General features: G+C 71.2%; 12 protein-coding genes and 1 pseudogene. 7 read left to right on the forward strand and 6 right to left on the reverse strand.

Annotated elements, in window-relative coordinates:
* Window positions 1–13: 13 nt before the first annotated feature.
* Window positions 14–937, forward strand: coding sequence for a phosphotransferase enzyme family protein (locus tag AB0C21_RS28290; RefSeq protein ID WP_500208268.1), 924 nt, complete (start codon window positions 14–16; stop codon window positions 935–937).
* An 18-nt stretch (window positions 938–955) separates the two neighbouring features.
* On the opposite strand, the pseudogene AB0C21_RS28295 reads toward AB0C21_RS28290, so the two are convergent.
* Window positions 956–1,315 (reverse strand): annotated as a pseudogene (locus AB0C21_RS28295) (mycothiol transferase); the annotation flags it as partial.
* A 531-nt stretch (window positions 1,316–1,846) separates the two neighbouring features.
* Entirely contained in the window at window positions 1,847–2,824 is a 978-nt protein-coding gene (locus AB0C21_RS28300) for a carbohydrate-binding protein (RefSeq protein ID WP_500208270.1), read from the reverse strand.
* 307 nt (window positions 2,825–3,131) lie between these two features.
* Here AB0C21_RS28300 and AB0C21_RS28305 point away from each other — a divergent pair, with 307 nt between their 5' ends.
* The 6 genes from AB0C21_RS28305 to AB0C21_RS28330 all read left to right on the forward strand — a co-directional run bounded on the left by AB0C21_RS28305 (window position 3,132) and on the right by AB0C21_RS28330 (window position 8,041).
* A complete protein-coding gene (locus tag AB0C21_RS28305) occupies window positions 3,132–3,893 on the forward strand; it encodes a DeoR/GlpR family DNA-binding transcription regulator (RefSeq protein WP_500208289.1) in 762 nt (253 codons plus the stop codon).
* 3 nt (window positions 3,894–3,896) lie between these two features.
* Complete coding sequence (locus tag AB0C21_RS28310; RefSeq protein WP_500208271.1) at window positions 3,897–5,291, forward strand: sensor histidine kinase; 1,395 nt, start codon at window positions 3,897–3,899, stop codon at window positions 5,289–5,291.
* The gene (locus tag AB0C21_RS28315; RefSeq protein WP_500208273.1) at window positions 5,269–5,946 is read left to right on the forward strand and encodes a response regulator transcription factor; all 678 of its coding nucleotides are present in this window, start codon (window positions 5,269–5,271) and stop codon (window positions 5,944–5,946) included. Before AB0C21_RS28310 ends, AB0C21_RS28315 begins: the two co-directional genes overlap by 23 nt.
* On the forward strand, window positions 5,943–6,554 hold the full coding sequence (locus AB0C21_RS28320) for a hypothetical protein (RefSeq protein ID WP_500208274.1): 612 nt from the start codon (window positions 5,943–5,945) through the stop codon (window positions 6,552–6,554). The genes AB0C21_RS28315 and AB0C21_RS28320 overlap by 4 nt, the downstream gene beginning before the upstream one ends.
* Complete coding sequence (locus tag AB0C21_RS28325; RefSeq protein ID WP_500208275.1) at window positions 6,490–7,227, forward strand: hypothetical protein; 738 nt, start codon at window positions 6,490–6,492, stop codon at window positions 7,225–7,227. The genes AB0C21_RS28320 and AB0C21_RS28325 overlap by 65 nt, the downstream gene beginning before the upstream one ends.
* Window positions 7,228–7,318: 91 nt before the next feature.
* Window positions 7,319–8,041, forward strand: coding sequence for a hypothetical protein (locus tag AB0C21_RS28330; protein ID WP_500208277.1), 723 nt, complete (start codon window positions 7,319–7,321; stop codon window positions 8,039–8,041).
* 493 nt (window positions 8,042–8,534) lie between these two features.
* Here the strand turns inward: AB0C21_RS28330 and AB0C21_RS28335 are convergent, their stop codons facing one another.
* From AB0C21_RS28335 to AB0C21_RS28350, 4 genes are all read right to left on the reverse strand, one after another.
* Window positions 8,535–9,470 carry an NADP-dependent oxidoreductase gene (locus AB0C21_RS28335; RefSeq protein WP_500208278.1) on the reverse strand — a complete coding sequence of 312 codons (936 nt, stop codon included), beginning with the start codon at window positions 9,468–9,470 and terminating at the stop codon, window positions 8,535–8,537.
* 99 nt (window positions 9,471–9,569) lie between these two features.
* On the reverse strand, window positions 9,570–10,169 hold the full coding sequence (locus AB0C21_RS28340; RefSeq protein ID WP_500208279.1) for a TetR/AcrR family transcriptional regulator: 600 nt from the start codon (window positions 10,167–10,169) through the stop codon (window positions 9,570–9,572).
* Window positions 10,169–10,603 carry a hypothetical protein gene (locus AB0C21_RS28345; RefSeq protein WP_500208281.1) on the reverse strand — a complete coding sequence of 145 codons (435 nt, stop codon included), beginning with the start codon at window positions 10,601–10,603 and terminating at the stop codon, window positions 10,169–10,171. Before AB0C21_RS28345 ends, AB0C21_RS28340 begins: the two co-directional genes overlap by 1 nt.
* Window positions 10,604–10,796: 193 nt before the next feature.
* Entirely contained in the window at window positions 10,797–11,135 is a 339-nt protein-coding gene (locus AB0C21_RS28350) for a histone-like nucleoid-structuring protein Lsr2 (protein WP_500208282.1), read from the reverse strand.
* Between the last annotated feature and the right edge of the window lie 604 nt (window positions 11,136–11,739).

Below are 11,739 nucleotides of genomic sequence, written 5' to 3' on the forward strand. Positions count from 1 at the left end.
CCCAGACGAAGACGTGCGCGATCTGCAGGTCGCCGTGCGTGAAGGCCGGGGTCCACGGCCGGAGTGCGGCCTCGGCGACCTGGCGGTTGCGGGCGACCAGGTCGGCAGGCAGGACGCCCCCGGCCACGAGCAACTCGCACTCATACTGAACGACGTGGAGCCAGATGAGGAGCCGCTGCCCGGCGGCAACGTCAGTGCTGGTGTGGTCCGAATCGGAGACACCGTCCGTCGGCCTGCGGGGGCCTGGACGCCAGCGGTACATGCGTTGCTCACCCACCTTCACGGGGTTGGTTTCCGGGCGGCGCCGCGCCCCTTGGGCATCGATGAGCAAGGTTGTGAGGTGCTCAGCTTCGTTCCCGGCACGAGGGTGTGGCCCGATGGCTCCGCTCTGTTGGAAGGGCCGGAGAGCATCAGGCGTGTCGCCCGGCTCATCCGGGACTTCCATGACGCCGTGCAGAGCTTCACGCCGCCGCCGGACGCTCACTGGCAGGTGCTGATCCGTCCCGATACCTGCGACATCATCGCTCACCATGACCTGGCACCGTGGAACCTGATCGCCGGTGAAGACGAGTGGGTCTTTATCGACTGGGACACCGCCGCACCCGGCTCCCGCCTGTGGGATTTCGCTTACGCCTACCAAAGTTTCATCCCCTTGTCCGCCGATCCGGCATGGCAGCGAACCGACGCTGCCGCTCGACTACGCCTTTTTGTCGACGCTTACGAACTGGACGAAGACCAACGACGCAAGCTGGTCCCGCTTCTAGGCCGACGGACCCGGTCCATGCACGACTTCCTGCGGGCACAGGCCACTGCCGGCAACCAGCCCTGGACGAGGCTCTGGCAGCAGGGCCACGGCGACATCTGGCGCAGCAACGCCGAGTACATCGAGGCACAACAGGACCTGTGGACCCGAGCCCTGCTGGACGACCAGGCCTGACCGCACCGCAGACTCGGCTCGCCAGGTGCCGAGTGCCTCCTGGACGTCGCCGTCCAGGGAGTCGAAGTCCTGGTCGGGATCGTCGTCGGAGTAGTAGAGCAGCGGAACGTCCTCGCCGGCGAACTGGATGCGGAACCACCAGCGCTCGGCGGCGGCTAGATGGCGTAGCAGGCCGTGCAGGGACAGCGAGGAGGGCGGCACGGCCCTGTCGGAGAGTCGCTGGGGTGGGATGCCGCTGCATTTGAGTTCGAAGGTCTCCCGCTGCCAGTCCAGGGTCGAATTCAAGATCTCCCGTTCGTCCCCGACCGTTGGCGGGGCGGTGCGAGAGTCGTCGCTCCATCGGGGTGAGAAGTGCCTGGGTGTGGATGCACCGGTCATGGGGGGAATTTGTCAGCCGCTACCGACACTCGGGCCGTTGGAAGCCTGCCCTCCTTGCCTGACGGCGACCGATCGGCAAGAGCGTTGGGCTGCCGAATCGCCGAGTTGGCGGGGCGCCGGCCCGGCCGGTGTGGGCATGTCCGTCAGCCGGTCCAAGAGCTGGTCGAGGGCGGCTTGTCCGTCGCTGACCGCGGCCTGTTCGTCGTCGGTGAGGGGGATGGTGGCGACCACGCGCAGGTGCAGTATCCGTGGCCGAGGTCGTAGTGCTCCGCCGGGGTTCGTCGGCCGCGGTCGTGATCCGCCGGGACGACGCGGGTCGGTGCCGTCCCGGCACCACCCGAGCAGGGGACCGCGTCACGCCGGACATACGACCTGTCCCGCCCGGCCCCCACTTCGTTGCGCCGGCGTCCGGGATGGGGGTGCCGACATCGCGGGGGCCACACGGCGGAGGAGCCTGCGGCCCGGTTCGGCAGGCGCTCGCCGAACCGGGCCCGCGTCTCATCGAGGCCGTCGTACCGCCGCTGGGGCGGGTCAGAGGCGGCGCCAGAGGTCGGGGGTCTTGGCCGGCTCCCAGCCGGGGGCCGCCTGATGAGCGCGGATGCACTCGTAGGTCACTCCGTCGAACGTCACCTTCTCGCCGAGCGAGTAGTACTTCTGCGCCTCCCACGCGGGGATCTTCGGGTCGTTGTTCTCCCCTCCACCGTCGCCGCCGCCGTTCTCTCCGCCGTTGTCGCCGTTCCCGTTCTTGCGGGGGTCGGGCTTCGACCAGTCCCACTCGGGGCAGTTCTGGCGGATCTCGTCGTCGGTCAGCGGGCGGAACTGGGCGAAGGTGGTGCCCTCACCGGTCGGCGTCTTGACCTCGAAGTCGTTCAGGTACCAGAAGTAGTGGTCCCTGAGCCGGTGTGGGAAGTTGAGCTTGAAGTCGCCTTTGACGACCTTGAGGTTCTGGCTGCTCTCCAGCCAGCCGACGTATCCGGGGAGTACGTCGATCGTGGTGCCCTCCCAGATCCAGGTGCCCGTTTGGTAGGCGCCCCCGGTGGACGCCTCGAAGCCGACCGTGAAGATGTCGAAGAGGCCGGCGCTGACCGAGGCGCCCACGCTCCAGTTGATGTCGTACAGGTCGACTCTGGTGTCCTGGTACTGCTTGGTGACCTTGTTGCCCTCCGTCTGGCTGCAGTTCCAGACGTTCGCCGACCGCCAGTCGCCCGGATATTTCTTGTGGACGTTCTGCTCCGTCCGCTCCTCCTTGACGGTGAACTCACACCCGTCGGCCTCGACCGGCGACCAATCGCCGCCGCTTCCGGTGTGCCACCGGTATTTCTTGATTCCCTCGATCTCGCCCTTGGTCGAGCCGCACACGCCGGCCAGCATATCCACGAATTCCTGCGTGCCCTCCTCGGGCACTTCCGGCAGGTCGCCCCAGGCGAAGGTGGACAGTCCCACCAGCACCCCCGCTCCCAGAACCGCGGCCCCGCCTGCCGCGACCGCCTTCTTCCCTCTCCTGCCCATTCCTGCCTCCTTCGCCGCGCCGGACAGGCGGATGCCCATCCCGAACCGTGCTGGAGCCCTTGTCTACCGAAGGCCAACAGAACGGACACTAAAACTTGCTCAATATTCCAATAAGTACGCTTAAGGCGGCTCAGAAATGGCGCGTACCTGCATTTTTCTCTTTACGATGAGCGTCGTGCCTCGGTTCGCGGGGCCGGGCGGCCCGGCGGACCACCCGGTCGGGACCGAGCATGCGCATCCCCCTTGACCCACGACCACATCCGGGCGTAAGCACATGACAATCCAACAAAACCGGGAGCGAACCCACATGTACGCGGAGGAGCGGCAGGGCGAGATTCTGCGCCGAGCGCGAGCGGAGGGACGGGTGGACGTGGTGCGGCTGGCCGAGGACCTGTCGGTGACGAGCGAGACGATCCGCCGGGACCTGCGCGTCCTGGAGCGCGCGGGCGCGATCCGCCGGGTGCACGGCGGCGCCATCCCGGTGGAGCGGCTGGGCTTCGAGCCCGCGCTGGCCGCCCGCGACGCGGTGATGCGCGAGGAGAAGGAGCGGATCGCCAAGGCGGCGCTGGCCGAGCTGCCGGACGAGGGGTCGCTGATCATCGACGCCGGTTCCACGACCGAGCGGCTGGCCGCGGTGCTCCCCGCGGACCGGGAGCTGACCGTGGTGGTCAACTCTCCGCCGCTGGCGGCCCGACTCGCCGACCGCCCCAACCTCACCGTGGTCATGCTGGGCGGACGGGTCCGGCCGCGGACGCTGGCGACGGTCGACGACTGGAACCTGCGGCTGCTGTCCGAGCTGCACGTGGACGTGGCGTTCATGGGCACCAACGGCCTGTCCCTGGAGTGCGGGTTCACCACTCCCGACCCGGCAGAGGCGTCGGTGAAGCGGGCGATGGTCGCGGCGGCACGGCGCGCGGTGGCGCTGGCCGACCACACCAAGGTCGGCAACGACTACCTGGCGCGGTTCGCCCGGCTCTCCGAGATCGACACGCTGATCACCGACGCAGGGCTCGACCGCGGGCTCACCGAGGACTTCGAGCAGGCCGGGCTGCGGGTGGTGGGCGCGTAGGCCATGCGCAGGACACTCGCCCTCGTCTCACTCGCGGTGACCTCGATGGTCGCACTGGCGACCCTCGTCCCGGCCGCGCTCATCCTCCGGCAGCTCGCGAACGACCGCACGGTCATCGACGCGCAGCGCAGGATCGGCATGCTCGTCCCGGTGGTCACCGCGTCGGCCGGCCGCGCCGCGATCGACCGGGCGCTCGCCGAGGCCACCGCAGGGACGCGGGCCAGGGCCGTGGTCATGCTGCCGGACGGCACGGAGGTCGGCGGGCGCTCCCTGGTGCCGTCCCGCGAACTGGCCGCGGCGCGGAGCCAGGCCATGGCGACGGAACTGGACCGGCCCGGGGAGCGGGTCGTGCTGCAGCCCGTCCCGGCGCGCGAGGGCGTGGCGGTCGTCCAGGTGAGCGTGCCCGAGGACGAACTGCCGGATGGCGTCCTCGCCGCCTGGGCGGTCATGGGCTCGGTCGGCCTGCTGCTCGTCCTGTGCTCCGTCGCCGCCGCCGATCGGATGGGCGCCCGGATGGTCGGCGCGGCGCGCCGGCTCGGCCGGGCGGCCGGACGGCTCGGCGGCGGCGACCTGAGCGTCCGGGTCCGGCCCGAGGGCCCGCCCGAGCTGCGGGAGGCGGCATTCGCGTTCAACACGATGGCCGACCGGGTGGGCCGGCAGATCGCCGCGGAGCGGCGGATGGCCGCGGACCTGTCACACCGGTTGCGGACGCCGCTGACGGCGCTGCGGCTGAACGTCGACCGGCTCGGCGAGGACGGCCGGATGGGGCCGACCCGCCTGGCGCTCGCCCGGCTGGAGCAGGAGATCGACACGGTGATCCGGCTGGCCCGCGGGCGCGACGCGCCGGACGGGACCGCCGGGTGCGACGCCGCGGAGGTCGTGCGGGAACGGGTCGGCTACTGGTCGGCGCTCGCCGACGACCAGGAACGCAAGTGGCACCTGTCCGCCCCGGAGGGCGCGGCGCCCGTGCCGGTCGGCCGCGGCGAGTTGGCCGCGGCGCTCGACGCGCTGCTCGGGAACGTCTTCCACCACACCCCGGAGCGCACCGCGTTCGGCGTGACGCTCCAGGCCGGCCGGGACCGCGTGGGCATCCTCGTCTCGGACGCGGGGCCGGGCATCCCCGACCCCGCGGCGATGTCCGAGCGCGGCCGCAGCGGCGGCGGCTCCACCGGTCTCGGGCTCGACATCGTCCGCCGGCTCGCCGAGTCCACGGGCGGTGAGATGCAGATCGGACGGTCGGTCATGGGCGGCGCGCACGTCGGCGTATGGCTGCGCACGTCCACCGTTCCGGCCGGCCCGCCCCGGCGCGCCCGCCGTAGGCGGGACGGACGGCGCCCGGCCCGGACGCCGGCGAAACGACCCCTGGGAGAACGCAATGGCTCGAATACTGATCGTTGAGGACGACGACGAGGTGCGGACCGCGATGGTCAGGGACCTGTCCGACCGGCGGCACTCGGTGCGCAGCGTGGCGGGTGCGTGGCACGCCCTTCAGGAAGTCCACGCGAGTCCCCCGCAGGTCGTGGTCCTGGACCTCGGCCTCCCCGACATGGACGGGCACGAGCTGCTGAAGATGCTCCGCGCCGTATCCGACGCCGCGGTCGTCGTGGTCACCGCCAGGGACGGCGAGGAGGAGATCATCCGGCTGCTCAATGCCGGCGCCGACGACTACATGGTCAAGCCGTTCACGATCGGCGAGCTGGACGCGCGGCTCGGCTCGGTGCTGCGCCGGGCCTGCGGCAAGGCCGAGTCCAGCGTGCTGCACGCCGGTGAGCTGCGGATCGACCTCGTCCGGCGCGAGGCGTCCCTGGAGGGCCGCCCGCTGGACCTGACCCGGCGGGAGTTCGACCTGCTGGCGTTCCTGGCGGCACGTCCCGGCGAGGTCGTCCCGCGCGCGGAGCTGCACTCCCAGGTGTGGCGCCAGCCCTACGGCAACGACCAGACGATCGATGTGCACATGTCGTGGCTGCGCCGCAAGCTCGGGGAGACCGCCGCCGCGCCCCGCTACCTGCACACGGTCCGCGGGGTGGGGGTCAAGCTGGAGATCCCGGCATGAGGGGCCGATTCGTGCTGCTGTCCGCCGCGGTGAGCTCGCTGGTCGCGCTGACGCTGCTGGTGCCGTCGCTCGTGCTGGCCCGGGAGCTGGCGCACAGCCGCGCCCTCGCCGGCGCGCAGCGGCTCGCCAACGACCTCACCCCCCTGGTGGCGACCGGCGCGGACGCCCGCGACGCGGTCGTCGACGTCAACGCGGAGGGCGGCGAGCAGGTGCGGGTGCTGCTGCCCGACGGCGGCCAGATCGGCTACGGGCGGTCGGCCGTGCCGGCGCGCACGCTGGACCGGGTGCGCCGGGAGGCGCGGGCCGTGGAACTGCGGACCGGCGAGGGCGGCGTGCTGCTCCAGCCCGTCCCGCGCAGCCGGCAGGGCATGGCGATCGTGGAGGTGACCGTCCGGGACGGCGACCTGTCGCGGGGCGTCGGCACCGCGTGGACGGCGCTGGGCGCGATCGCGGCCGTCACCGTCGCCTGCGCGGTGCTCGCGACCGACCGGCTCGCCGCCCGCATCGTCCGCCCGCCCCGCCGCCCACGACTCGGAGGATCAGGTGACGCAGCGCTCAGCTCCCGGGAAACGACGGCCGGACGGCCCCGCCCACCGGCGGCCGAATGAGCGGGACCCGCGCCGCTACCGGTACGCGCTCGGCTGGGCCGGCGTCGCGGTCTGCGTGGTCGTGGTCGCCGCGCAGGCGCTCGCGGGGTCGGCGGCGCGCGGGACGCGCGAGGAGGGCGGGCCGGTCGCCGGTTCGGGGGGCGCGGCGGGCATGGTCTCGCCTCCCTCGGCTCCGGCAGGCCCGACCGGGAGCCCGGCGGCGTCGCCTTCGCCGACGCGGACGCAGCCCCCGCGGCGCGTCCCGCGCGCGGCCGCGCCCGCCAGGCCGTCCCGGAAGCCCCGCCGGACGCCGCCCCGCGTCACGATCAGCTCTCCGCCCCAGGGAACCGAGGTGCACGGCCAGGCCGGCGTCACGCTGACCGGGACGGCCACGGGCCTGGGCGGCAGCCGGCTGCGCATCTTCGAGCTCGCGCCGGACGGGCTCTACTACGTCGCGGACGAGGGGCGGGTTCCGGTGCACGCCGGCCGGTGGCGGTTCCACAACGGCACCATCGGGTCGGGCGCGCAGGACGTCGGGAAGGTGTTCACGACCATCGCCGTCATCGCGGACGCGGCCTGCGGGAGGACCCTGGCCGCCGCAGTGCCGAACGGTGAGGGCAACGTGGTCTACCGGACGCTCCCTCCCGGATGCCGGGAGGGCGACAGTGTCCGCGTACGCAAAGTGGCGCCCTGAACCACCACCCCCTTGACGATACAACACAAGTAGGCGTAAACAAACTTAAAACAAACCGTCACTTGTGTCCGTTCGCACGGTGGAGGCTCCCATGCCGGAAGAGACCCCGTCACCGCATCGAGATCGCCCGGCGACGCACCGCAAGGTGCCGAACCGGCCCCGGCGGTGCGGGTTCCTGGTCGGGTGGATCGCCCTGACGACCGGCACGATCGTCGCATCCTCGCTCGCCCTTCAGGCCGCGCTCAAGGCGGACCGCGACCACCGTCCGACGCACGCCCCACCGCAGGCTCTGCGCCTGCCGCAGTCCGCCACCGTCTCCCCGGGCGCGGCGGCATCGCCGTCGGAGTCACCGAGCCGCCGCGTCCTCACCGGCCCGCCGCGCAAGGCCCCGGCGAGCCCGCCGCCCGCCTCGCGCCGCGCGGCACCGGCCCGCCCCAAGGTGACGATAGCCTCGCCCGGCGAGCAGGCCCGGGTGCCGGGCGAGCAGGGGGTGCTGCTCAGCGGCACGGCCACCGGCCTCGGCCACCTCACGCTGCACATCTTCGACCTGGCGGACAACGGCAGCTACTACCCGGGCTCCCTCGCCCCCGTCACCGTGCACGACGGCCACTGGAGCTTCCGCAAACGGCCGATCGGGCAGGGGAGCGCGGACGTCGGCCGCACCTTCACCATGATCGCGGCGCTGGGCGACGACGCCTGCCGGGCGGCGCTCCGCTCCCCGCCCGTCAACCCGGAAGGCGACTACGCGTTCGGTGCGCTGCCCGCCGGCTGCCGCGAAATGGACAGCGTCCACGTGGTCAAGGCGGCCCCCTGATCGGTTGGCCCCACGCCATTCGGGCCCCCGTCAGACGCCGAGGCCCCGGTCGGTGAAGTGATATGAATCTGCGCTTCTCGACCTAGCGCAAACAGCGGGAGCGATGCGAACGAGAACGCCCACTCCGAACGGGCCCACGAGGTTCTCAAGGCGGCCAGTGCAGCTTCTGCCATCGAACTCGGCCGCCCAGGACGAGGCAGTTCCGTTGATCGACCGTCTGGGTGAGCGTTTCGGGACTCCGCAAAGCTCCCTCACCGGCTCCCGAGCCTACGAAGAGGTCATCGAGACGCACGCGATCACGCTTAGAGAACACTCTGACCTGTGGAAAGCTGGGGTGGGCGATACTGGGTTCGAACCAGTGGCCTCTTCGGTGTGAAGTTAGCTGGACCGCCGTTTCGGCTTCATCGCACCTTTGCGAGGGGGCCGGACTCGCACGGCGGAGATCGGCTGAACACGCCGGTACGCCCGCGGTCCGGCACGTGGCAGCCACAGGTCAGTCGAACCGCAGCACGAAACGCCCGCGGACGCCGCGTCGCTCGAGCGAGCGGTGCGCGTCGGCGGCCGCGAGGGCGGGCAGTCGACCGGCGACGCGGATGGTGAGCCGTCCATCGCCGGCGAGTTCGGCGAGCCGGTCGAGTGCGGCTGCGGCCGTGGCGTAGTCGCGGACGAAGATCGGGGCGACGCGGACCCGGTCGGTGCCGTCGCCCCGGTAGCCGCGGACGGTGACGACGGTGCCGCCGTCCTTGGCCGCGGGGAGCGCGGCGGCCTCCAGCGCGGCGGCGTCGAGGAGCCCGTCGACGCCGCCGGGGTGGTGGCGGCGGACCGTCGCGGCGAAGCCGTCCCCCCGCGGCACGACCTGGTCGGCTCCGCAGTCGCGGACGAAGGCCTCGTCCTGCCGGGCGGCGTCGGCCACGACGACCAGCCCGGCCTGCTTGGCGAGCTGGACGAAGTACCCGCCGACGGCGCCGGCGGCGCCGGTGACGGCGACCGTCGCGCCGGCCGGCAGCGCCAGCGTGTCGAGCGCGAGTTGGGCGGTGAGCCCGTTCATCGGGATGGTCGCGGCCTGGACGTCGGAGAGCCCGGCCGGGATCTTCGCGACCGACCGCGCCGGCACGACCAGGTCCGCCCGGTAGCCGCCGTGCTCGCCCGAGGGCACCACGATGGCCATGACGGCGTCCCCGATCGTGAACGGGCGCTCGACGGCGGGGCCGATGTCGGTGATCACGCCGGCGACCTCCATGCCCGGCACCCGCACCGCGTCCGCCTCATCCTGCCGCGGACGTGAACGGATCACCGCGTCGACCGGGTTCACCGTGGCGCTGGTGACCCGGATCCTGACCTGGCCGGGACCGATCGGTTCCGCCGCCAGGTCGAGCTCTTCAAGGGCGTTCGGTCCGCCTGGCCGGGTCACTGCGATCGCTTGAACCATGATTGTTCGTCACTCCTCGTTCGTTGCCGGCCGGATGCTGGTGGGCGGGACCGATCGCGCCGCTGACGGCGACCGCGGCGTCTACTCGACCCGGCCCGGTCATGGCGGTGCGGGGGCGCGCAGTCCCTCGAGCAGCAGGCTGCACACCTCGTCGAGTTCGGCGCCGATGCCGGGGTCCTGCCATTCGGAGGCATGGGCGAGGTGGTTGAACTTGGCGGTGGCGGTGAAGACCACGCGGGCGGTGGCCTCCGGGTCGTCGGTGCGGAAGCTGCCGTCGGCGGCGCCGTGGGCGATGATGGCCGCCAGCTGGCCCATGAGGTCGGCTACATGGTCGGTGGCGACGCTGCTGTGCGCGGCCGCGAGGATTCCGTAGGCGGCGAACAGCTCCGGGTCCTGGCGGATCTTGGCCTGCTTCACGGCCAGGACGGCGTGCAGCCAGGCACGCAGTCGTTGCGCGGGCGGGACCGCACGGTCGGCCGCGATGACGGCGAGGGTGTCGCGGTTGTGGTCGAGCCAGCGTCGGGTCACGGCCTCCCGCAGCACCTGCTTGGAGGCGAAGTGCTTGTAGACGGCGGCGTGGCTGACCCCCAGGGCCCGGGCGACGTCGACGACCGTCGCCTTGTCCGGCCCGTGGCGGCGCAGGATCTCCTCGGTGGCCGCCAGAATGGTGTTCGCGTCCAGCGGGGTCCGGGCCCGCATCAGTGCCTGCTTCCTGTTCGCTCGCTGTCCAGGAGCGCGAGCAGAGCAGGGGCATGGCGTTCTCCGGCGACGGCCCCTCGCGGGACGGCCTGCTCGATCACGTCCAGGTCGTCCTGGGTCAGCCGCAGGCCGGCGGCCGAGGCCGTCTCGGCGCTGCGGCGCGGTCGGCCGGCCCCGACCAACGCGACGATGTCTCGGTGCACGCGCCCCTGCGCGAGCACCCATGCGATCGCCAGCTGTGCGACCGTGGCCCCGCGATGGCCCATCCCCTGGTGGTCGGCGGTGCCGGTGAACGTCATCCCGGCGTTGAGCGCGCCATGAAGTGTCGCAATGCTCTGCTCGTCGGCGCTGTGTCCATCCGCGCCGGACATGCCTGACCAGCCGAGCCCGACCGCCCCCGCACAGACATTGGCATCGAGTGTTCTCCGCTCCATACGGGAAACACTAAGCCAACAGGTTACAGATATCAAATCCTGTAACTTGAACCCTTAGACGCTAGGACGCCGCTCCGGTGAAGCAACCCGGGGCACACCAACCCCTCCACCCGACCCGGAGCGTTTCAGTGCGGCTTTGCGCCGTACCGCCTGACCGCGGCCACAGAGACCCTGGCGAGTGGGAGCGGGCTGCTCAGTGAGCGGCCTGGTACTGCTCGATCACGTCGGCTGGGATACGGCCGCGGTCGTTGACCGCGATGCCCTGCTCCCTGGCCCATGCCCGGATGTCGCCCGACCGTCCCCGGTCAGAGGAAGCGCCGGCGGCTCCGCGGCCGGTTGCCTTCCCGCCTTTGACCGCCTTCAGGCGCCGCCCGCCGCCCATGAACGGGTGCAGGGCCGCGCGAAGCCTGGCAGCGTTGGCCTCACTGAGGTCGATTTCATATGCCGCACCGTCGATACCGAACGACACCGTCTCGGCAGCCTCGCCGCCATCGACATCGTCGGTCAGAATAATCTGTACTTTCTGCGCCATACCGAACTCCTTATGTCACCCTACCGGTCAACCACGAACGATACCCGAACGCACTGACCGGTCGACCGAAAACATCGAATCACATTAACCGACCGCGGCCACGTCGTCACACCAGGCTTGATCGCCGGGTCATCCATCCACCCCTCTTCCCTTTGGCGCGACAGCAAAGAGAAGAACACTGCATGAAGTAGTGAGGCGACGACAACAGGGGGCATTGCCTCCCGATGCCATCTACAGCGAGTCAATCAGAGCGTCCCGTGAAGACGGCCGGCCTGTTGTGGATTTGATTGAGTGCCACAAAGAACGCGAGCGGCTGCGGCCGCCATCGTAGAGGCCGAGGCGGTCAGGCGATGTCCGGATGAGCTGATGGGCTCGATGGCCGCATGTTTCCGGGAGTGCGGGTGGGCGAAGTACACCTCGATGGCGGCGGCCACGGCCAGAGCGGCATGGCAGGCCATCTCGGCGCCGCAGTCCCAGGTCATACTCGCGAGCTCGCCACGGCTTAATATTGCCTGCCCTCAACCGGTCGTAGCAATTGATCTAGCGGTGGTGTAGTCCTGCTCGGCGAGTTGATCGTCGGGGGGAGCTGCCGTGGGGCTGGTTC

Source organism: Spirillospora sp. NPDC049024 (genome assembly GCF_040649235.1).
Lineage (GTDB): Bacteria > Actinomycetota > Actinomycetes > Streptosporangiales > Streptosporangiaceae > Spirillospora.